General features: G+C 68.7%; 21 protein-coding genes. 4 read left to right on the forward strand and 17 right to left on the reverse strand.

Annotated elements, in window-relative coordinates:
- Positions 1-209 precede the first annotated feature (209 nt).
- A complete protein-coding gene (locus tag G5C60_RS38845) occupies positions 210-908 on the reverse strand; it encodes a demethylmenaquinone methyltransferase (protein ID WP_165266800.1) in 699 nt (232 codons plus the stop codon).
- 127 nt (positions 909-1,035) lie between these two features.
- Here G5C60_RS38845 and G5C60_RS38850 point away from each other — a divergent pair, with 127 nt between their 5' ends.
- Entirely contained in the window at positions 1,036-2,091 is a 1,056-nt protein-coding gene (locus G5C60_RS38850) for a chitinase (protein ID WP_165266802.1), read from the forward strand.
- 123 nt (positions 2,092-2,214) lie between these two features.
- On the opposite strand, the gene G5C60_RS38855 is transcribed toward G5C60_RS38850, so the two are convergent.
- The 4 genes from G5C60_RS38855 to G5C60_RS38870 all read right to left on the reverse strand — a co-directional run bounded on the left by G5C60_RS38855 (position 2,215) and on the right by G5C60_RS38870 (position 7,685).
- Positions 2,215-2,667, reverse strand: coding sequence for a hypothetical protein (locus G5C60_RS38855; protein WP_165266804.1), 453 nt, complete (start codon positions 2,665-2,667; stop codon positions 2,215-2,217).
- Between the two features lie 7 nt (positions 2,668-2,674).
- On the reverse strand, positions 2,675-3,874 hold the full coding sequence (gene mqnC / locus G5C60_RS38860) for a cyclic dehypoxanthinyl futalosine synthase (protein WP_165266806.1): 1,200 nt from the start codon (positions 3,872-3,874) through the stop codon (positions 2,675-2,677).
- Positions 3,875-3,944: 70 nt separating this feature from the next.
- Positions 3,945-4,661 carry a prepilin peptidase gene (locus tag G5C60_RS38865; RefSeq protein WP_165266808.1) on the reverse strand — a complete coding sequence of 239 codons (717 nt, stop codon included), beginning with the start codon at positions 4,659-4,661 and terminating at the stop codon, positions 3,945-3,947.
- Positions 4,662-4,703: 42 nt separating this feature from the next.
- The gene (locus G5C60_RS38870; RefSeq protein ID WP_165266810.1) at positions 4,704-7,685 is read right to left on the reverse strand and encodes an AfsR/SARP family transcriptional regulator; all 2,982 of its coding nucleotides are present in this window, start codon (positions 7,683-7,685) and stop codon (positions 4,704-4,706) included.
- A 339-nt stretch (positions 7,686-8,024) separates the two neighbouring features.
- Here G5C60_RS38870 and G5C60_RS38875 point away from each other — a divergent pair, with 339 nt between their 5' ends.
- Complete coding sequence (locus G5C60_RS38875) at positions 8,025-8,672, forward strand: hypothetical protein (protein ID WP_165266812.1); 648 nt, start codon at positions 8,025-8,027, stop codon at positions 8,670-8,672.
- Positions 8,672-9,742: a hypothetical protein gene (locus tag G5C60_RS38880; RefSeq protein WP_165266833.1), complete on the forward strand. Its 1,071-nt coding sequence runs from the start codon at positions 8,672-8,674 to the stop codon at positions 9,740-9,742. Before G5C60_RS38875 ends, G5C60_RS38880 begins: the two co-directional genes overlap by 1 nt.
- Positions 9,743-9,913: 171 nt before the next feature.
- Here the strand turns inward: G5C60_RS38880 and G5C60_RS38885 are convergent, their stop codons facing one another.
- The 3 genes from G5C60_RS38885 to G5C60_RS38895 form a co-directional block, all read right to left on the reverse strand.
- The gene (locus G5C60_RS38885; RefSeq protein ID WP_165266814.1) at positions 9,914-11,440 is read right to left on the reverse strand and encodes a hypothetical protein; all 1,527 of its coding nucleotides are present in this window, start codon (positions 11,438-11,440) and stop codon (positions 9,914-9,916) included.
- Positions 11,441-11,726: 286 nt separating this feature from the next.
- Complete coding sequence (locus tag G5C60_RS38890; RefSeq protein WP_165266816.1) at positions 11,727-11,924, reverse strand: hypothetical protein; 198 nt, start codon at positions 11,922-11,924, stop codon at positions 11,727-11,729.
- A 332-nt stretch (positions 11,925-12,256) separates the two neighbouring features.
- Complete coding sequence (locus G5C60_RS38895; RefSeq protein WP_165266819.1) at positions 12,257-12,736, reverse strand: MarR family transcriptional regulator; 480 nt, start codon at positions 12,734-12,736, stop codon at positions 12,257-12,259.
- Positions 12,737-12,936: 200 nt separating this feature from the next.
- Between G5C60_RS38895 and G5C60_RS38900 the strand changes: the two genes are divergently transcribed.
- Positions 12,937-13,281 (forward strand): hypothetical protein, encoded by a 345-nt coding sequence (locus G5C60_RS38900; protein WP_165266821.1) that lies wholly within the window; start codon positions 12,937-12,939, stop codon positions 13,279-13,281.
- Between the two features lie 40 nt (positions 13,282-13,321).
- Here G5C60_RS38900 and G5C60_RS38905 read toward each other — a convergent pair whose 3' ends face one another.
- The 9 genes from G5C60_RS38905 to G5C60_RS38945 all read right to left on the reverse strand — a co-directional run bounded on the left by G5C60_RS38905 (position 13,322) and on the right by G5C60_RS38945 (position 19,900).
- Entirely contained in the window at positions 13,322-13,738 is a 417-nt protein-coding gene (locus G5C60_RS38905; protein ID WP_165266835.1) for a pilus assembly protein TadG-related protein, read from the reverse strand.
- Between the two features lie 77 nt (positions 13,739-13,815).
- Positions 13,816-14,295 carry a TadE/TadG family type IV pilus assembly protein gene (locus G5C60_RS38910; RefSeq protein ID WP_241267391.1) on the reverse strand — a complete coding sequence of 160 codons (480 nt, stop codon included), beginning with the start codon at positions 14,293-14,295 and terminating at the stop codon, positions 13,816-13,818.
- On the reverse strand, positions 14,296-14,745 hold the full coding sequence (locus G5C60_RS38915) for a TadE family protein (protein ID WP_165266823.1): 450 nt from the start codon (positions 14,743-14,745) through the stop codon (positions 14,296-14,298).
- A gap of 44 nt (positions 14,746-14,789) precedes the next feature.
- The gene (locus tag G5C60_RS38920) at positions 14,790-15,041 is read right to left on the reverse strand and encodes a hypothetical protein (protein ID WP_028805786.1); all 252 of its coding nucleotides are present in this window, start codon (positions 15,039-15,041) and stop codon (positions 14,790-14,792) included.
- Positions 15,042-15,101: 60 nt separating this feature from the next.
- A complete protein-coding gene (locus tag G5C60_RS38925; RefSeq protein WP_165266825.1) occupies positions 15,102-16,022 on the reverse strand; it encodes a type II secretion system F family protein in 921 nt (306 codons plus the stop codon).
- Complete coding sequence (locus G5C60_RS38930) at positions 16,022-16,951, reverse strand: type II secretion system F family protein (protein WP_165266839.1); 930 nt, start codon at positions 16,949-16,951, stop codon at positions 16,022-16,024. The genes G5C60_RS38925 and G5C60_RS38930 overlap by 1 nt, the downstream gene beginning before the upstream one ends.
- Before the next feature lie 44 nt (positions 16,952-16,995).
- Positions 16,996-18,306 (reverse strand): TadA family conjugal transfer-associated ATPase, encoded by a 1,311-nt coding sequence (locus tag G5C60_RS38935; RefSeq protein WP_165266827.1) that lies wholly within the window; start codon positions 18,304-18,306, stop codon positions 16,996-16,998.
- Complete coding sequence (locus G5C60_RS38940; RefSeq protein ID WP_165266829.1) at positions 18,303-19,157, reverse strand: hypothetical protein; 855 nt, start codon at positions 19,155-19,157, stop codon at positions 18,303-18,305. The genes G5C60_RS38935 and G5C60_RS38940 overlap by 4 nt, the downstream gene beginning before the upstream one ends.
- Before the next feature lie 23 nt (positions 19,158-19,180).
- Positions 19,181-19,900, reverse strand: coding sequence for a CpaB family protein (locus tag G5C60_RS38945; protein WP_165266831.1), 720 nt, complete (start codon positions 19,898-19,900; stop codon positions 19,181-19,183).
- Positions 19,901-20,259: the final 359 nt, after the last annotated feature.

Raw genomic sequence — 20,259 nt, forward strand, 5'->3', positions numbered from 1 at the left:
GCCCCCCGCAGGAGGATGAGGGAGCCGCGGCTCCCTCATCCTCCTGCGGGGGGCTTGTACCGCGAACTCGATGAACCCGGTGACCCGTTCGAGGTCCTCAGGTGACGAGTGCTCCGCGCTCCGCTGGGTGAGGCGGTTTTGCAGCTGCGGGTTCGTCGTGGCTGGTCGCGCCCCGCGGCGGAGCCGCATATTGATACAGCCCCGCGCCCCTATGGGGCGCTCTTGAAGCCCCGGTGCAGTGCCACGATCCCGCCCGTGAGGTTGCGCCAGGCCACCTTTGACCAGCCGGCCTTGCGCAGGCGTTCGGCCAGGGCGGGCTGGTCGGGCCAGGCGCGGATGGACTCGGCGAGGTAGACGTACGCGTCGGGGCTCGAGGACACCGCCCTCGCCACCGGCGGCAGGACGCGCATCAGGTACTCCGTGTACACCGTGCGGAAGGGCGCCCACGTCGGGTGCGAGAACTCGCAGATCACGACACGTCCGCCCGGCCTGGTCACCCGGTACATCTCGCGCAGCGCCGCGTCCGTGTCCTGGACGTTCCGCAGCCCGAGGGAGATCGTCACCGCGTCGAAGGTGTCGTCCTTGAAGGGCAGCCTCGTCGCGTCACCCGCCGTCAGCGGCAGCCAGGGGTGGTTCCTCTTGCCGACCCGGAGCATCCCGAGCGAGAAGTCGCACGGCACGACGTACGCACCCGTCCGCACGAAGGGCAGGGACGACGTGGCCGTACCCGCCGCCAGGTCCAGCACCTTCTGCGCGGGCCGCGCGTCGACCGCCTTCGCGACCTCCTTGCGCCACCGCCGGTCCTGGCCGAGCGACAGCACGTCGTTCGTCAGGTCGTACCGTTCCGCCACGTCGTCGAACATCGAGGCGACTTCGTGCGGCTGCTTGTTCAGAGAGGCGCGGGTCACGGGCCCATTGTGGCAGCCGAGGGCCGAGCGGGGACGCCCGGCCTGCCCGGCCGGGCCCGGATCGACGCCTCCACCGGTGAGACGTTGCCCGTCCCCCGACGTACCTCACAGGAGAGGTGGATGTGCAATGAAGAGTCTTCTGAAACCGGCTGCCGGGCTTGTCTTCGCGACGGCGCTGACCTGTACGGGGTGCTCCTCGGACCCGTCACCCTCACAGGCGGCCCCCACACTTCCCAGAACGCCCGCCCCCTCCACGGAGGCCTCGCCGGATACGCCGTCACAGTCGCCGCCGGAGACCCCCTTACCGGGGCCCGCGTACGCCCCGTACGTCAGCGCCACCGCCGCCTCCGACAACGAATCGGCGGGCTCCCCGTCGGCGTACAACCTGGCCTTCGTGATCGCAGGCCGCGGCGGCTGCACGCCGACGTGGGGCCAGTACGGCATCGACAAGGCGTCGGTGAAGTCCAGGATCTCGGCACTCAAGTCGTCCGGAGGAAGCGTGCGGGTCTCCTTCGGCGGCGCCTCCGGCAAGGAGCTCGCCACGACCTGCAAAAGCGTCTCCAAGCTGGCCGGTGCCTACGCGGCCGCGCTCGACGCCGCCGGTGCGACGGAGGCCGACTTCGACATCGAGGGCGACCCGTTGGGCGACTCCAAGTCGGTGGCACTGCGCTCGAAGGCCATCGCCCTGCTCCAGAAGCAGCGCCCCGAGGTCCGGGTGTCCTTCACGCTGCCCGTGATGCCGCACGGCCTCAACAAGGACAGCACGGCCCTGCTGAAGTCCGCCGACGACAACGGCGTCCAGGTCTCCACGGTCAACATCATGACCATGAACTACGGGAGTTCGTACGACGGCGACATGGGCACCTACGCGATCAAGGCGGCCAAGGCGACCCACGGCCAGCTGAAGAAGATCTTCGGCCTCTCGTCCGAGGACGCCTGGAACGGCCTCGCGCTCACCTCGATGATCGGCGTCAATGACGTCGACAAGGAGACGTTCACGCTGTCCGACGCGGCCCAGGTCCGGTCGTTCGCCGAGGAGAAGGACGTCGCCTGGGTGTCGATGTGGGCGGCGGCCCGCGACCGGCAGTGCGCACGCGGCAAGGCGAAGGCGAACGTCGCGCAGACCGACTGCAGCGGGATCAAGCAGCGTTCGGGGGCGTTCGCGGAGGCGTTCACCGGGTGAGCGGGCGTGCTGAACAGCGCCCCTTTCAGGGGCGCGGGGAACTGCGCGAGCAACCACATCGGACCCGCAGCACGAAACCCGCGGAACCTCAACGGAGGTAGTGCACCCGACAGCCTGCGCAGCTCAACGGCGGCGGTGTACAAGACGGCCCGCGCACACGGTCGCGACGCACGCGCCGGTCTCGTCGAAGACGGCAAGGTCGGCGCGCCCGGCCTGGAGGACCGCGGGCCGTCGTGCCGCACTCGCGAGGACGATCACGTCGTTGCGCTCGGCGGCGGCCCGAAGCTCGGCCGTACCGGCGTACTCCTCCAGAACCGCCACCGCCCCGAGCTTCAACACCGCATGCACCCGTTCCCGGGGCGAAGGCGCCTCGGGCAGCGGCCCCTCGTGGACGAGGGCGGGCCCGAGAACCCCGGGCCACCGCCGTACGCGAGCGCCCGGGAAGCGTTCCTGGAGGTCCACGAGCGAACCCGTCGCCGCGACCCGTACCCCTTCGACCACGACGGCTCCGTCCTTGACCGGAGCGGGGTCGTCCCAGGTGTGGCGAAGCTCGTCCGCGGCGTGAATCGTCAGCACGGGAAAGCTAGTTGGAGGCGAGGAGCTTCAACTCCGGGTGTGCCGTGCCGCCCGCGATCGCCGTCGACGAGATGTGCGACTGGACGCGCTCGTCGACGGGGTCGTTCGCCGGGTCGTCGTGCACGACGATGTGCTCGTACGTCGTCGTCCGCTGCGCCGGGACACGCCCTGCCTTGCGGATCAGGTCGATGATCTCCATGCGGTTGGAGCGGTGCTTGGCGCCGGCCGAGGAGACGACGTTCTCCTCCAGCATGATCGAACCGAGGTCGTCCGCGCCGTAGTGCAGCGACAGTTGGCCGACCTCCTTGCCGGTGGTGAGCCAAGAGCCCTGGATGTGGGCGATGTTGTCCATGAACAGCCGCGCGATGGCGATCATCCGCAGGTACTCGAAGAGCGTGGCCTGCGTACGGCCCTTGAGGTGGTTGTTCTCGGGCTGGTACGTGTACGGGATGAAGGCGCGGAAGCCGCCCGTCCGGTCCTGTACGTCCCTGATCATCCGCAGGTGCTCGATGCGCTCGGCGTTCGTCTCGCCCGTGCCCATGAGCATGGTGGAGGTGGACTCCACGCCCAGCCGGTGGGCGGTCTCCATGATCTCCAGCCAGCGCTCGCCGCTCTCCTTCAGCGGGGCGATCGCCTTGCGGGGCCGCTCGGGGAGGAGTTCCGCGCCCGCGCCCGCGAAGGAGTCGAGCCCGGCGGCGTGAATCCGCTGGATCGCCTCTTCGACACTCACCTTGGAGATCCGGGCCATGTGCTCGACCTCGGAGGCCCCCAGCGAGTGGATGACGAGCTGCGGGTACGCGGCCTTGATGGCGGCGAAGTGCTCCTCGTAGTACTCGACGCCGTAGTCCGGGTGGTGGCCGCCCTGGAACATGATCTGCGTACCGCCGAGCTCGACGGTCTCCGCGCAGCGCCGCAGGATGTCGTCCAGGTCGCGCGTCCAGCCCTTGGCGGTGTCCTTCGGCGGCGCGTAGAAGGCGCAGAACTTGCACGCCGTGACGCATACGTTCGTGTAGTTGATGTTCCGCTCGATGATGTACGTCGCGATGTGCTCCGTACCGGCGTACCTGCGGCGGCGTACGGCGTCGGCGGCGGCGCCCAGCGCGTGCAGCGGGGCGTCCCGGTAGAGGTCGAGCGCCTCTTCCGGGGTGATCCGCCCACCCTCGGCGGCACGGTCGAGGACGGACTGAAGGTCGGCCTTCTCGGTCACCGCAGGGTCCCTTTCGTCAGGGTGTGGACAGACTGATCCAGCGTACGCCAGACGATTGGATCATCCGACGTCAGGCCGCGTACGCCCCGATGAGGGTGCCGACGAAGGCACCGGCGATGAGGAAGGGGCCGTACGGCACCGGAGTTTTGCGCCCGGCGCGACGACGGACGGCGAGCCCGATCGCGTAGATCCCCGCCAGCAGAAACCCGGCGAAAGCGCCGAGCATCAGTACTCCCCACCCGTACCAGCCGAGGACGGCCCCCAGCCAGAGCCCGACCTTCACATCCCCGAACGCCACCCAGTTCGGATTGATGAGAAAGCAGACGAAGAACCACCCGGCATACGCCAGCCCGCCCAGCAGCGCGGCCGTCCAGTCGCCGTTGTGCTCCGGCACCAGCGCCACGATCCCCAGCAGCCCGGCCACCGCGACGGCCAACGGCAGATTCACCACGTCGGGCAGCCGGTGCACCGAGAAGTCGACAAGGGTGAGCAGCATCCCGAAGGGCGCGATGAGCAGCCATACGCCCAGCTCGGGGCGGGTACCGGTGGCCGCGGCGAGGGCAGCGCAGACGAGGGCGGTGGCGATGACGACGAGGGTCGTGCTGGGCCCGTACGCCCGCCCCGCACACCGTGCCCACCCGACCCAGCCGGAGATGGGATGCCCGTCCGGACACTGCGCCCGCCACTCCTCTTCGGGCTCGACGGAAAGCCGATAGGCGGCGCGCGGAACGAGCACTCCGGCAACCCCACCCCACAGGGCGGCACCGAAGATCAACGCGAGTTCCACGAGCTGCTCCTTGCCGTGGGCCACTGGTCAGGCAGGCCGAGTTCATCCCACCGCAGCAACGCCACTCCGCCAAGAGGGCAGCAACTCGTCCAGCAGCGCCTCAGTACGAGGCGGCAGCCCCCGCGCCCCACTGCGCCGCACCAGATCCGCCGCAAGCCCCTGAAGCCGCGCAGCGTCCCCCGTGGCATGCGTGGCCCGGAGCAGCTCGTGCCACAGCCGCTCATCGCCCGGCGCGGAGCCGAGCGCCGCGTTCAGGGCCTCGATCGCCTTGCCCGCCCGGTCCTTCTCCAGATGGAAGGCGGACAGCGCGAGCCCGATGTCCGCGACGAGCAGCGGCAGTTGGGCATCGATGATCTCGTGGGTGAGCCACCCGTACCGGCCCGCGGGCCGCTCGGCCAGCAACGGTCCCCGCACCAGCACCAGCGCGTCGGTCAGCAGACGCCCGCGTACGGCACGGCTGTTGACCCCACGCCCCTGAGTCGCCTCGTGGTACAGCGACCGGAGCACATCCAGGTCGGACACGACCGACTTCGCGAGCTTGAGCCGCCCCGTCGAGTCGGTGCCGAGCCGCGGCGTACCGTCCGGATCATTGCCGAGCCACCCACGCAACCGCTCGACCAGCGCGTCCCGCACATCCTCCGTGACCCCCCGGGGCCACAACGCGGACGACAGCACCCGAGGATGCACGCCCTCCCGGTGCAGAAGCAGCAGCGCCAGCGCCTCGTGCATCAGCGGACTGCGCTCACCGTCCGGCGTGTCGAGGCCGATGATCTCGTACGGGCCGACGAGCCGCGCGTACACCGCGGGCCGCCCCTGCTCGCTGATGTCGACGAGGAACGGCGGCGCTGCGGTCGGGCCGTTCTCCTCGCGCTCGGGGTCCGCGTCGACGAACAGCTCGACGACGGCGCGCTGCTGCGCCACCGGCAGCAGCTGGGCGTCGAGTTCGAGCCCGAGGAGCGGCGCGAGCAGTTTGCCCTCGCTGGTGATCTCCATCTCCCAGGCGGCGCCGGGCAGATCGCCCGACTCCGTACCGACGAGATAGCCGATGCCCAACCGGCTTGCGTCGGAGGCGAGTTCGGCGAGCTTGACGGCGTCCTCGGCGGACGGTTCGGCGGCGAGGAGTACGAGGTGCGGGGCCCAACGGGTGTGCTGGGCAGGCCCCGTACGCCCGGTAAGGACGGAGTCGTGACCGGCGGCACCGAGCGCCCCGCGCCGCTGCCGCGTCTCCGCCTCCATGGTCTCGACGAGCGCCTCGATGTCGTCGAGGTGGCGGAGCCGGTTGGGCGCGAGCGGCGTCAGGTCCTCGCCGAACCCGACGAGCGTGATCGTCATGCGGTCGGACCACCCGTTGGTCGCCAACTCGGCGGCCACGGAGGCGAACACACCCGCCCGGTCCTCCTCGCTGCCGCTCAGCGAGACGATGCCGGGCACGGACTCCAAGTTGAGCAGCAGCCGCGAGTCGTCCATCGTGCCGAGGCTGACGAGCCCCGGGTACGGGGCCGCCGTGTCCACGTCCTCGTACCGCTCGGCGTCGGCCCGCGCCAGCATCCAGAACGTCTGGTCCTGCCCGAGCTGCCAGGGCGCCGGGGGCCTCCCGGCGGGCTGCGCGAGCTGAAGATGCAGATCGCCGTTGCTCATCCAGGCCGCGTACACGGTCGGCAGCGGCCGCGACTCCTCCGCGAGCGAAGCGGCCAGTCCGCGCAACGACCGGTCAAGAAGTCGTACGCCCTCGGGGTCGGCCCCCACGAGCAGCGCGTCCTGGGCGTCGGCGGCCGAACCGGTGGGCGTCGGCGGCTCCATCATGCCGCGCCGCCCGCCGACGGCACCGAGGGCGGACTGCCACATGGCCTGACGGCGCCGGCGGCCGAGGGCGCCGAGGAGACCGGCGGCGAGGAGGGGAGCGCCGAGGAGGGCTTGCGGCAGCCCGAACCCGCCGTCCTCCGAGGCAGGAGTGGCGTGCTCCTGGCCCTGCTGACCGGACTGGCCCTGCTGACCCTGGTCCGGGGCGGGCCGCTGCTCGGGAACGGAGATGTGAGCGGTGTCGTGATCGACGGCCCCGCCGCCCTGCTGTCCACCGGCCTGCTGCTGATCGGCGCCGCCGGTCCTGGAGTAGTCGGAGATCTGCTGCTGGACCTCCTGCGAGACCTTCGGGGCCTCGTCGGGCATCTCGACGAGGTCGCCGCCGCGGGCGTCGCCGGGCATCTCCAGGATCCAGCCGGGCCGGATGAGACTGGCCTCGGAGAGCTTCGAACCGTCGGGCTGCGTACGGTCCTTGTTGAGCTGGTAGATCTCGCTGTACCGCCGCCCGTCGCCCAGGTGGCGCTCGGCGATCTCCCAGAGGGAGTCGTGATGGCGCCCTTCCGGCGGCTGAATGCGGTAGTACTTCGTGTCGTCGCTTTTCGCGCTGCTCCCGCTCTCGGCGGCCTGGGACGCGGCGTTGGCGGCCTGCTCGGCCAGCGCGGCGGCGGCGCCGGAGGCGGCCTGCTCCTGCTGCTGCCCCAGCAACCCGGCGGGCGTCTGCTGCGCCGCGGCGACGGTCGGCCGCTGGTTGCCCTCCAGCTGCTGCCCGAGCTGCGACAGTCCCGGCGTGAAGCTGGCCGCGGTCGCGCCGACGAGCAGCAGCGCCGCGACGAGCTGCCGCGCGAGCAACTGGCTGGGCCCGGCTCCCGGCACCCGGTTCGGCACCCCGATACCGGACAGTGCGGCCTTCATCTCCACGAGTACGCACGCGGTGAACTGGGCCCAGGCGAACCAGACGAGGACGGTCAGCACGTTCAGGAACGTGCCGGCGGTGATCTCCTGCTGCAGCCAGTCCAGACTCGGCGTACCGCTCGGCAGCGGCCACCCCATCTGCGTGGCCAGCGCGCCCGGCACTCCGACCAGAAGAACGATCAGGGCGACAAAGGCGAAGAACGCCTTCACAAAGTCCCCGAACGTGCGGCGCCGCCGGGGCAATGGCTGCGGCGTCCGATTCCTCGGACCCGGCGAGTTGCCCGGCGGGCTGGAAGTGGTGCGTCGCGCCATGGCGGGTGTCCTGGTGTCGTGTGTGGAGGGAGGGAGAACTGGGGGTGTGCTGAGCCTACTGAGATCTTAAGGAGGGTGTCGAAGGTCGGGCAGTGAACCAGGCCCCTCACCTGGACCGCTTCCTCACCCACCGCCCCCTAAGCCCGAGTTGTCCGCTCGACTGTGGCCTGTACCACGCCCGGTATTCACGGGGATCCACGCCCTTCGCAACTGTCATGTCACAGACCTCACAATCCCCACACAATCCCCCATCGCCGCTCCATTGCCCGCTACTTGCCCCTGGTAGCTTCGTTCTCTGCTGCACACGCCTGACACGCTCGACACAGGGGGAGTTCGCCCGTGGCCCGCCACACCGTGACCACAGCCGCCACGTTCGCCGCGACAGCGGCACTGCTGCTCACAGCCTGCGGTGGGGGTGACGACTCGTCTTCTCCGGACGACATCAAGGGGGCGGACAGAGGGTCGAGCAGCAGTCCGTCGGCTTCGGCATCCGCGGCATCGAACGCCGACCGCCCGAAGATCACCATCCCGAGCAGCTTCCAGCTCACCTTCGAGGACTGGACGAGCAGCGACCCGAACGAGCAGGCCGTCCTCAACGACGGCAAGGAGCAACTCCGGGCGGGATACGCAGCGATCATCGCCAATGAGCCCGACGGCGGTGACGCCCTTGCCTTCTACGACACCGAAGCCGGCCTCTCCCAGGACCAGAAATGGATCAAGTCCTACACGGACAAGAATCTCAACGTCATCGGTGAGCTCCCGGTGTTCGACCCCAAGGCCACGCTCTTCGCAAAGAACACGAAGGCGCAGCTCAGCTACTGCACGGACGAGAGCAAGGCAGCTACGAGAGACCGCGATACGGGCAAGGTCGAGGGCAACCCGGCGGGCACCGACCCCAAGGTGTTCTACACCGTCACGATGCAGAAGAGCGCGCAGGGCGTATGGCAGACCGTATCCACCGCGTCGAAGAGGGGCGGTTGCTCCTGATGAACTGGCCGAAGAGGATCCTGGCCACCGCTCTCGCATCGACCGTGACGATGGCCCTCACCGCCACGTCGGCTTCGGCCGTCGGCGGAGGAGACACCAAAGAGGACAACCCCCAAGGCAACGCCGACAACAACGGCAACCTGTCCGCCTCGGTCTCCCATATCCGGATCAAGTACGTAAGCGGCGGGGACGGCGGCGGCAAACAGGGCAATCTCGGCACGGTCGACCCCAATTGGAAGCCTCCGGCCTGCTGGTACGAGCCTGAATTCACGCCCGCCCAGCTCAAGAAGTTCGTGGATACGGACAGCGGCGGCGACGTGGGTATCCACGAGTCGTGGTGGGGCAAAGGACTGTGGACCGACCACTACCGCGACGGCAAGCCGGCGGAGAACTTCGATCTGCACTCGCCCACCAACAGCACCGCTGAGGGCTACGAGAACTACAACCTCGGCAAGGACGGCTATTTCTGGCGCGGTGTCGCACCCGACAACACCGACGAGGACTCCTGGGACTGCGGACGCATCATGTTCTGGGTCGACGCGGGTGAGGTCCCGGACGACCCGAACTCCCCCACCCCGAAGACCCTCGCCGAGTACGCCTACGACAAGGTCAAGGTCCCCGAGACCGAGGTCGAGCTGAAGCCGGAGGGCAAGTCCACGGTGAACCTGCCCACTTGGGTGTGGCTGGACAAGGGCACGTTCAAGGAGGTCAAGGTCCGCGCCGAGCTCCCGAACACGGGCTTGTGGGCTGAAACGACCGCCAAGCCCGTCGCCCTCCACCTTGAGCCGGGCACCGAGGACGCCGAGACCTTCCCCGCCTCCGGCGACTGCGAGATCAACGACGACGGCTCCATCGGCACCCCGTACAAGACGGGTGACGCCGAGAAGACCCCGCCGTGCGGCATCAGGTACCTGCGCGCCACCAACGGAGAACCGTACGAGCTGACGGCCTCCGTAACCTGGCAGATCACCTGGGAAGGCACCGGCGGCGAAGGCGGCGACCTCCCCGACGGCACCTTCGAAACGACCCAGGACATGAACGTCCAGGAAATCCAGTCGATCAACCGCTGATGCTCTTCTGAGGAAGCTCATCTGCGGCGTGACGCGATCACCGGGTTACGCGACTCCGAGCGCGTGGGCGGCAAGAACGCGGCGACGTACCGGGAGCCGACGCGTACCGCCGCGATGGACCGCCGTCCCTCCCTCGCGCCCTGCTTCAGAACGTGCAGGCTCGGGCAGGCGTCAGCCGCATCTGCCGCTCCTGGTCTCGGTGACGACGACGTCCTCGAGCCGTAGTGAGAGAGAGTCAGTCCGCCGCGGATCCCAGAGCCACACCCGGTCCCCGGCAGGGCCGAACGTGAGCAGCGGCTTCTTGCTGTTGAGGGGGCCGTTGAAGACGGCGACCTCGTCGTCCAGCGGCTTGGCGCACACAAGCTTCCCCACCAAGCCGAAGTACGAATCCGGTGTCTCCCCGGTTCGTGCGGCCGTTGATGCGCGTCCTGACGCCATTTCTGCTCCTCCTATTCCGGCCAGCACGAACATGCCGAAAATCAAGGCGCACACCAGAGACACCGTGACCACCGAAGTGCCACGGGAGTGAATCCACTGGTGGTAATGGCGCAGCCAACCGGCGACCGCGATCCAGAAGACTGTCATCACGAGGGCCACACCGAGGGGAAGGAGCGAGGCCACATAACGCCAATAGAGGGAGACCGGCGCCCCATCGCCGGGAATACCGAATGCCCCGAGATACATGGTGTGCAGCAGACCGCCGAACCACGGCAAGGTCAGCGCGAGCGCGGGAACCAGCGCAGGTACGGCCCAGTTCGCGTTGCGGCTGAACCAGGAGTGGACCAGGGCGTACGCCAAACCGTGGAGGACGAAGACGAGCGTTGCCAAGCCGGTCACGGCAAAGGTCACGACAACAGCCGCTTCCGCCGTACCAGGGACGGTGAGGGCGAGCACGAGCCCGAAGGCGGTCATCATGCCGACTGCGAGGGCTCCCCAGGCCAGTTGCAGTCGCAGCGGGCGACGCTCCCCGGTGCCGATGACCGTGCGGCCTACCGGCCAGACCAGCAGGCCCGCCACGACGATCGGCAGCAGGAGGAAGAAGCCCTCGAAGGCCACCAGAGCGAAGCCGGACGTCAGCGCGAGGAGCAGGCCTGCCACCAAAGGAAGAGCGATGCGCCACGCGGAAGTGCCCGTATCGCGCGGTGGAGCATCGACGTCCCGGCCCTCCATGCCCGTGGGAGCGATGAGTTGATGTCCGCGCGGATCGAACGGCCGACCGGTGAAAGCACCTTGCTCCAGCCGCTCGGAGACCAGGTCGAGGTTCGGCCGACCCGGTCGGATGACGATGCGAAGGGACGTCAGGGACCGGCGTAAGGCCCGTAAGCTGAACGGCAGTGTCGCGGTCGCGTCATCTTGCTCGCGTACGTGGTACCGCGTCCGGTGATCACAGTCGAGTTCGTGCTCGACGAGCACCGCCTCCACCACCCACATGCCTGCCTGGTGCCGCTGTGCCAGGCGCTCGATCTCGGAGACAGCCGCTCGTACCGCGCCGAGCCTCGCCCCGTACAGCCGTACCTCCACGAGCAGGCCATGTCTGCCTGCCCCGATCGTGTCCGGATCCGAACCCTCCCACGGCCGCACGGCCCAGCCCTGTGCCTCGAGCAGCTGAGTGGCGAGATCGGTTTCCCCGGGGGTGTCCACGACCGCGAGGAGAACCTCTATGCGCCGATTGAACGGCTCGGTCGGCAGCGACGGCATCTCTTGGTGTCCTTGCTCGGCATCCGGCATGAGCGATCAACGATAGGTACCTGCAAGGCGAGTTGGCTGAGACTCACCTTTCGGAAAGAGCTGGTCCAAGGCAACAACTGCGTCGAACTCGCCTCCACCCCCGCCCCCTTGTCGCCTCCTCCACTGCATACGCTCCGGAGCCCTGACCACACCGTCGACGTAACGGGCGAAGCCTGAACACTCTCGTGGAAAGTGTTCAGGCTTTTCGCGGACTGGTCCACGCGATCCGGGGCCCGGCCCCGCGGCACAGGCTCCGTCAGTGGGCGCTGGCGTGGACGCCCACGCTCGCCACGACACCCTCTGCCGAGGCGGCGGCAAAGACGTCTGCGCAGAGCTCAGCGGACCCGGCCTGGAGGAGGCCACCGCCGGCCACGCCGGCCGCGAGACCGCCGGAGACGCTGTCCAAGCCGGCGTCGGAGATCTCAGACGTTTCAACCTGGGGGGCATAGTTCATGACGCGCGGTTCCCTTCGAAGGTGAATTTCCCGATGACGGAGTTCGCCCGACACCGTGCGCAGGATGAAAGCACGCCAACGAAGGCACGGCCAGTCCTTCCATGTCCCTACGGGGCGTATTCCGATACTCGACTTCACCACTGTGACGATCGAATCACCGAATACACCAACTCCTTCACACACCCGTTCACACCGCTGCACCTACAACAGTTGCCATCGGATTTCCAAGCCGGACATCCACCCGCCAAAGCCTCACCCCGCGAAACAGGCGTGACAAGCTATTCAGGTTCGGCATGACCTCGTAGTGAACGGTGTGCAGGTTTCCCACATCTTCAGGTGCCGCCGGTGTTCCGGATCATCTGCTGGAGCACCTTCAGGGTGGTGACGTAGTCGGCATCGTCGATGCCCCGGTGGATACGGTCGCGGATTGCCGGCGCGTGCTGCTTGAAGTCGGCGCGAGCCTCGTCTCCCGTCTCGGTGATCCAGAGCCGTCCCTCGCTGTCGCGGGTGAGCCGGCCGCGCTCCAACAGGACTTCCGCCTCGGCCTTCAGGTCGTCCTCGGGCCTGATGTAGGAGTTCATGGCCTGCTGTAATTCGGGAATCCTCATACCGCGACCATCGGATGAGAGGTCGTTCTTCGACAGGTTCCGCAGCAGCCAGTACTGAGGCTGGGTGAAGCCGTGCTCAGCCATCCGAGCCCGGGTGAACGCGATGAGGGCTTCGTTGGCCACTCCGGTCCAGTACGCAGCCGGCTGGGCGGCGAGTTCGGCGTCGGAGATCTGCTGTGTCGTCTGTGTCGTCTGTGTCGTCATGCGTGGTTCCCCCTGTGGATGATCGCTGATGCCAGCACCGTAGAACCTGAAGTTCGATTGAGGGCAAGGCTGCAGGCCGGACAGCGCGACATCTTCGATATCTTCGATGCGCCAACGGGTACCTTTCGCTTCGTAGAGAACGGGCAGAACATCCAGAACGGCAGCCCGCAGGCGGCACAGACACCACAGGGGGATCGGACATGGGCAAGGGCAAGCCCGACCTCGCGCTTCCGCTCAGCGAGCTGGAGGACTACGGCACGCGGCTGCGCAGCATCAAGAGCCGCATGAACTACACCAAGAAGCTCTTCGAGTCCTACGAGGACGACATAGGCGACGGCGGCGTCTACGACAAGCTCGAGGACTTCGAGTCCAACTGGGAGGACGGCCGCGAGGACATCAACCAGCAGCTCGACGCGCTGGCCGACATGTCCGACGCCGTCGTCCGCGAGTTCAAGAAGCTCGACGACGACCTGGCGAAGAAGGTCCGGGATGGTGTGAAGACGAAGGAGAAGGACGGCGGGGGCAAGGGCGGCAGCGGCAAGTAGGCCGTCCCCCGAGCCGCAGACCGCGCGCAGGGCGCAGGCGTCAGCCCACCTCGTTCTCCGCCACCGCCTGGCCGTGGACGACCACGTCTCCGCCGTAGAACATCCCCGTGAAGACCGGGGAGTACGTGAGCTGGACCTCGACCTCGACCTCGTCGGCGTTCGCGGCGACGCAGTGGGTGGCGCCGATGTCCGCGCCGTTCATGCCCATTTCGTCGGCGAAGGCCTTCACGCGGGCGTTGCAGTTCTCGAAGAGGATGGGGGCCGGGCCGGCCTCGTTGTCGTAGAGGGCTTCCAGGTCGATGTCCTGGGCGGCGTAACGGGCGGCCTGTTCGGCGATGTCGGCGGCGCGTTCCCGCTTGGAGATGGACAGGCCACCGTCGATCACGAACGCCGACAACGACAGAAACACCAGCGCGAAGATGATGACCGCGCCGGCTCCCGAGCCGCGGTCGTCCATACGGGCGCGCCGGGCCGCGGCCCAACCTCGCACGCCCCGACCTCGTACGACCCATCCATGTACAGCAGAACGCAGCGTCACGCCGTCCTCCGGAACGGGTCGAGCGGCGAGCTGAAGCTGGCCGTCAGCGTCGTGGGGACGTCGACGCCGATCATCGCGAGGCCGCGTACCTCACAGCTCACCTCGACCGTGAAGATCGTGTCGGGCTCGAAGCCTTCGCTGGTCTGGTTCACGGTCACCGGGCCGGAGCAGACGTCCTCGAGATTCGCCTCCGCGGCCTTCTTCGCCTCCGCCATCGCCGTGGCGTGGTCCTTCTGGATCGAACCGGCGCGTGCCGCGTCCCGTGCCGCCCCGTCCAACGCCCCACGCCCGTCCACCAGTTGCCCGAAGGCCACGAGGACGAGGATGAAAAGGATCATCACGGGGGCGAGGATCACCACCTCGATGGTGGACAGCCCACGGTCCCGGTCCCGGCGGCCGCCCAGGGCCCGCACCCGTGCCCGCACAGAAGCCCGTACAGAAGTCCGCGCAAGAGCAAGCATGTCGAAAGAGCGCATCTAGTTCTCGCCCTCCTCCACGAACCGCTCCACCGGCCCCGACGACTGCGCATGCACCGTCAGATCAAGCCCGGGAAAGACCGTCGGCACCCGGGCCGTGATCTCCACGCCCACCGTGTTCTGCTCCGGCTGAAGCATCGCCACGTCGGGAGACAGCACCAACTGCGGCCCCAACTGCGCGATATAGCTGTCGACCACGTCCCGTGCCTCTCCCCGCCACGCGCCCGGCCGTTCGTCGGCCGTGGCGCGCGCCTTCCGCGCACCCGCCTGGGCCGCCGCCTGGGCCACATGGTCAGCGAAGAAGTACAGCGCGAACTGCACCGTCGCGAAGATCATGAAGAAGAGTACGGGCGTGAGCAGCACGAACTCGATCGCGGTCATGCCGGAGTCGCCGCGGGCGGAGGCGGCCTCCACCCGGCGGCGTACCCAGCGTCGTACGCTCACCAGCAACCCCGTATGAGAAGTTATGGGCGATCAGAAGTCGAGGGCGGCGGTCAGCAGGTCTTGCCCGCGTCCGCACCCTTGATGCAGTCGCCCACCTTGTTGGCGCCGTCGCTCAGCGCGGCGTTGATGATGGCGGCGACCACGCCGACGATCGCCACGACGACCGCCGAGATGATGACCCACTCCACCGCGGACGCACCGCGGTCGAGCTCGCCGGAGCGGGCGCGCTGCACCCTCCCCTGGAGGAAGGTGATCAGGAAGTCCACCCCCGGGATCCCGGTGCTGAAGTTCCGTCCGTTCATGGTGGGTTGTCCTCTCGAGTACGAAGAAATATGCGGATCGGATCGTCGACTTCGGACTGCTCAGACCTGGAACACGCGCATCGCCGCCGGAAAGATCAGGAAGACGAGGAACCCGGCACACAACAGCAGTTGGGCCACGAGCATCGACTGTGACTTCTCGCCCGCGCTGCCCTCGATCTCGGCGAGCTCGCGGTGCCGCATCGTCTCGGCGCGCGAGGCGAGCGACTCGCGCACCTTCGCGCCGTCGTCCGCGACGAGCGCCAACGACGCCGACAGGTCCTTGAGTTCCTCGACACCCAGCTCCTCGCCGAGCGAACCGAGGGCCTGCCACTGGCTGATGCCGGTGATCCGGGCGTCCGCGAGGGCGTTGCGGATACGCTGCGTCGCCCAGCCGTCGGAGACCTCGGCGGCGGCCATCAGTGCCTCCGGCAGACCCCGGCCGCCGGCCAGGCTCATGGACACCAGGTCGAGGTACGCGCCGATCACGCGCCGCAGGTCACGCCGTTTCTCGGCAGCGTCCCTGCGCACCTCCAGATCCGGCAGGAAGAAGAAGATGCCCGCGAACAGCAGCGCCAGCCAGACCGGAATGATCGGGCTGCGGCCGAAGCCGAGCGTCCAGACCACGGCGAAGATGAAGGGCCCGAAGAACAGACCGCCCGCGGCCAGCAGGACCTTCGTCGCGAGGAACTTCTCCCAGCTCCGGTCCAGGACCGCGAGATCCGCCCGCAGCGACCGCTGCTCCCAGCCCTGCTGCAGATAGAGCTCGGCGACCCGCGCGCCCACCTGGGCCCGTACGCTCCCGAGCCGCCCGGCGTCGGCGGCGCCACGCGCGGACTCGTACGCCGCACCCCGCGCCCGCATCGCGTCGATGCGCGCGACCTGGGCGACCGCACTGCGCTTCGACGGCATGAGGGCCCGTACGAGGGCGTAGACGCCCAGGCCCAGGACGGCGCCGATCACGATCGGCATGGTCAGGTCCATTATCGGCGTACCCCCTCTTCCGACTGGGACGGCATACGGGGACGTACGAACTGGACAGCCGCTTCGTCCCGCACCAGGAACCGCTCCGGCGTCTCGATCGTCGACAGCTTGCGCAGCCACCAGAAGCCGAGGGCGAACAGGCCGCAGACGCAGGCGAGTACGAGCTGGCCGACGGCCGTGCCGTACGGCTCGACGAACTCGCGGTTGAAGATCGACAGGCCGAGGACGAAGGCGATCGAGACGGCGACGACGATCTGTACGGACCGGCGGGTCGAGGCCCGCTGGGCCATGACGCGCTGCCGCATGTCGACCTCCTCGCGTGCCGACTTGGCCAGTGCGCCCAGCACCTGGCGCAGACCCGGGCCGCGGAGCCGCGCGTTGAGGATCAGCGCGGCCACGATGATGTCGGCGGACGCGTCGTTGATCTCGTCGGCGAGGTGCTGAAGAGCCTCGGGAAGGGGCGTACGGGAACGGAGCCGGTCGACCAACGCGTCCAGATGCGGGCGCAGTACGGGAGCGGACGCGCGCGCGGACGCCGGGATGGCCTGCTCCAGGCCGACCGCGCCCGCGATCGTGTCACGCAGCGATTCCGTCCAGGACGCGAGCGCCTCCACGCGGCGCATGGCGGCCTTCTCCTCGGAGGCCCCGCCGAAGAGCTTGTCCCAGAAGAAGACGAGTACGGCGGCGGCAATGCCGGCCACCGCCCAGCGGGTGAGCAGCAGGACGACGATTCCGGCGCCGGCCGCGATCGAACCGCGCTGACCGGCGAACCGGATGAGCTCACTGGCCCGTTGGCCGGACTTCTGCTTCTCGTGGTCGGGCTTGGCGGGCAGTCCCCGGACCGCGACGGCGAACAGCGCGAGGCCGCCGCCGACGGCGACACCGCACGCGAGCGCGTACAGCACATTCGTGGAGAAGAGCCCGCCCATGGAGCCGAGCGAGTCGAGTGCGGCAAGCTGCACAGTCATCTCCGTCACCCCCAGTTCCCGGCGGGCCCGCGATAGCCGTACGCGACCAGGTCTTCGAGGCAGGAGAGAGGCGCGTGCGGTACGACCCTGCCGTCGGGTGCCTCGGCGAACACCTCGCTGGACAGGACGCGTCCGTCGACGCCGTTGACCTCACGGATCGAGGTGACCATGCGCTGAAGTCGGCCGCCCGTCTGGTAGTTGTTGCGCCGCTGGATGAACACGACGAAGTTCACCGCGCCCGCCACGAGCATCTGGCTGGCCTCGATGGGCAGCCGCTCGTTGGCCTGGAGCGCGTACGTGGAAATACGGTTGAAGACCTCGCTGGAGCTGTTCGCGTGGATCGTGGACAGCGAGCCGTCGTTGCCCTGCGACATCGCGTTCAGCATGGTCACGATCTCGTCGCCGAGGACCTCACCGACGATGACACGGGAGGGGTTCATACGGAGGGACCGTCGGACCAGCTCGGCCATGCTGATGGCGCCCTGCCCTTCCGAGTTGGGCAACCGCTCTTCAAAGGCCACCACGTTCGGGTGCAGGTCGAGGAATTGGTCGAGCCCGAGCTCCAGCGCGCGCTCGACGGTGATGAGGCGCTCGTGCGGCGGGATCTCGTTGGCGAGGGCGCGAAGAAGAGTCGTCTTACCGGCGTTCGTCGCGCCCGCGATCATGATGTTCTTACGGGCCCGGACGGCGCAGGCGAGGAAGTGCCCGATCTCGGGGGTGAGGGTTCCGTTGCCCACCAGGTCGGACATGAAGACCTTGCCCATGCGGGCGCGGCGGATGGAGAGCGCCGGGCGCCGGGTGACGTCCATGACGGCGGACAGTCGCGAACCGTCCGGCAGCCGCAGGTCGAGCTGCGGATTGGCGGAGTCGAAGGGCCGGGAGGAGAGGCCGGAGTAGGCGCCGAGCACCTGGATCAGCTCGATGAGCTCCTCGTCGTTCTCGGCGACGGGATCGCCCTTGACCTCCTCCCCGTTCGCGTAACCGACGAAGACCTGGTCGTACCCGTTGATGTCGATGTTCTCGACCTCGGGGTTGTCGAGCAGCGGCTGAAGGCGGCCGACTCCGAAGAGCGCGGCGTGCACGGCGGCCGCGTACTGCTCCTCGGTCTCGGCGTCCAGCGGCGTACGACCGGAGTTGATCTCCGTCCGGGCGTACTCCTCGAGGATCTGGGCTATGACCGCGCGCGCGTACTGGCGCTCGTCCTCGTTGGACATCGGCGTGACGCCGGAGACCTGGTCGAGACGGCGCTGCTCGGCGATGCGGTCACCGGCCTCCTGCCGGAACCGCTTGACCAACTGGTGGTCGACGGCGGTCATCGGCCGGCCCCCGCGGTGGGCTGCTGCCCGCCGGGTCCAGCGGCCGGTACGGCCCAGGCCGCCCCGAACTGCTGGTAGAGGTCCGCGGTCACCTTGCGCGCCGACCGGATGAGCAGCGACTTCTCGAGCCGGCCGCGCTTGCGGCCGGCCAGCTGGTCGGCGCCCGCCGGGTCGTCGGCGAGCGTGCCCACGACGCGGGCGCCCGTCTGCGCGGCCACCAGCATGTCGTTGACCTGGTGGACGAGCTTGGCGGAGTCGCCCGTGTCGGCGATCAGGATGACGCCGATGAGCGGGGTCGCGAGGGAGGCCGCGCCACGGGAGCCGCCGTGCAGCTTGGCGGTGAGGGCGGCGGCCCGGTCGCGTACGCGCGCGATGGCCTCCGGCTCCGTGCGCGAGATGAGCAGGACGAGGGCCGCCTGCGAGAACATCTCGACGGCGGGGGTGTCCCCGGCGACCCGGCCGCAGTCGGCGATGACGTCGGCGGGCGCGTTCGGCGAGTCGGCGAGGTGGGCGAAGGCCCGGCCGAGGGTCGGCCACAGCCCCGCGAGCCCGGCGGCCTGCTCGGCGTTCCCGAGCCCGACCAGCACCTCGAGTCCACCGCTCAACGGCTGTACGTGGTCCCAGAGTTGGTCCGGTACGAGGCCTCGGCGCGCGGTCGCGGCGATGGAGAGCATGCCGGTGTTGGGGTTCAGCGGACCGCCGTGCGCGGCGGCACTGCGGTACACGAGGTCGCCGCCGGCCGGGTCGGTCTCCGCCAGCAGAACCCGGCGGGGCCAGACCGCGGCGAGAGCGACGGCGGCCGTGGTGACGCCGGGGGAACCCTTGTCGGCGGCGAGAGCGATGAGCGCCATGTCTCTTTTTGTCTCTCTCGCCCTTAGTTGCCGGGTACGAGGGCGACGGCGACCTCGCCCGCGGCGGCGGCCTGGGTGAGGGCGGGCACGTCGTCCTGGTCGACGAGCAGCGTGATGGAGAGGTTGCCGGAGCTGACGGTGGCGTCGTCGTCGCTGCTCTTGGTGTTCACGCGCGCGTTCTCGACGAGGAGGGTGTCGGTGCCCGCGGCCGTACCGCCGGAGGAGTCGTCGGTGTCGGGGGTGGAGCCGGTGCGGCCCACGCGGTAGGCGGCGACGATGTCACCGGGCTTGATCGTGGACGGGTACTGGCCCTCCTTGAGGGCGAGGCCTACGGAGGCCTTGCCGGCGGGGAGGGAGGACTTCGCCGCGAACATGTCGCCGATGACGACAGTGCCCTCATAGATCGTCGACTTGGCCTTGAGGCTCTTCAGGGCGTTGCGCTGCTCCCAGCGGACGTAATTGATGCTGGAGTCTTCCGCGACCATGACGGAGGTGATGTTGGTGTCGGTGATGGACTCGCCGGCCTGGATGTCGGCCTTCACCTGGATGACCTCGACACGGTCCCCGGCGCGCAGCACGAGCATGGTCGCGCCGAGCGCACCCACGAGGATCAGCAGCACGGCGAGAGCGGCGAGTGCCGGTTTGCGCTCGCGAGGTGGCGCGGGAAGGCGCTCACCCATCACCGGCTGAGCCGGCGCCGCGGAACGGTTGTTGCCCGCCCCCGTACGCTCTTGGATCTTCACGCAACCGCTCCCCGTACACCCAAGAAGGTTTCTGTCATTTGGGACACTCCATTCCGTCTCGGGCGTACCGCCCGACCTGGCCGAATAGCCGACGACTGGAATGCTGGAATGAGTGTCAAGTCATCGCACCGTATCAGCAGCGCATAAGCCCCTCAAGGCGCGCCAACGATCGCGAACCTCACAGGACTCGACGTTATCCACGCGCAACGTGGGGCGCTCGGTTCCCTGTTGAGTCCGGGCCCGCGCAAGTGGTTGTCGCTGTGCGACCGCGAACGGTGTGACGCCCTGCAGACATGTGATCGTCATGCGGAAGCCACGGTTCCTGCACGAATTACTCACGGGTCAGGGAGGGGGCGGGG

It is taken from the genome of Streptomyces scabichelini (assembly GCF_011045015.1).
Taxonomy (GTDB): Bacteria; Actinomycetota; Actinomycetes; order Streptomycetales; family Streptomycetaceae; genus Streptomyces; species Streptomyces scabichelini.

What these genes read in the sequence shown, in the direction of transcription:
- G5C60_RS38850 (WP_165266802.1), top strand. Translation starts at nt 1,036, where the DNA reads ATGAAGAGTCTTCTGAAACCGGCTGCCGGGCTTGTCTTCGCGACGGCG.
- G5C60_RS38870 (WP_165266810.1), bottom strand. Translation starts at nt 7,685, where the DNA reads ATGGCGCGACGCACCACTTCCAGCCCGCCGGGCAACTCGCCGGGTCCG.
- G5C60_RS38880 (WP_165266833.1), top strand. Translation starts at nt 8,672, where the DNA reads ATGAACTGGCCGAAGAGGATCCTGGCCACCGCTCTCGCATCGACCGTG.
- G5C60_RS38885 (WP_165266814.1), bottom strand. Translation starts at nt 11,440, where the DNA reads ATGCCGTCGCTGCCGACCGAGCCGTTCAATCGGCGCATAGAGGTTCTC.
- G5C60_RS38890 (WP_165266816.1), bottom strand. Translation starts at nt 11,924, where the DNA reads ATGAACTATGCCCCCCAGGTTGAAACGTCTGAGATCTCCGACGCCGGC.
- G5C60_RS38895 (WP_165266819.1), bottom strand. Translation starts at nt 12,736, where the DNA reads ATGACGACACAGACGACACAGACGACACAGCAGATCTCCGACGCCGAA.
- G5C60_RS38900 (WP_165266821.1), top strand. Translation starts at nt 12,937, where the DNA reads ATGGGCAAGGGCAAGCCCGACCTCGCGCTTCCGCTCAGCGAGCTGGAG.
- G5C60_RS38905 (WP_165266835.1), bottom strand. Translation starts at nt 13,738, where the DNA reads ATGGACGACCGCGGCTCGGGAGCCGGCGCGGTCATCATCTTCGCGCTG.
- G5C60_RS38910 (WP_241267391.1), bottom strand. Translation starts at nt 14,295, where the DNA reads ATGCGCTCTTTCGACATGCTTGCTCTTGCGCGGACTTCTGTACGGGCT.
- G5C60_RS38920 (WP_028805786.1), bottom strand. Translation starts at nt 15,041, where the DNA reads ATGAACGGACGGAACTTCAGCACCGGGATCCCGGGGGTGGACTTCCTG.
- G5C60_RS38925 (WP_165266825.1), bottom strand. Translation starts at nt 16,022, where the DNA reads ATGGACCTGACCATGCCGATCGTGATCGGCGCCGTCCTGGGCCTGGGC.
- G5C60_RS38930 (WP_165266839.1), bottom strand. Translation starts at nt 16,951, where the DNA reads ATGGGCGGGCTCTTCTCCACGAATGTGCTGTACGCGCTCGCGTGCGGT.
- G5C60_RS38935 (WP_165266827.1), bottom strand. Translation starts at nt 18,306, where the DNA reads ATGACCGCCGTCGACCACCAGTTGGTCAAGCGGTTCCGGCAGGAGGCC.
- G5C60_RS38940 (WP_165266829.1), bottom strand. Translation starts at nt 19,157, where the DNA reads ATGGCGCTCATCGCTCTCGCCGCCGACAAGGGTTCCCCCGGCGTCACC.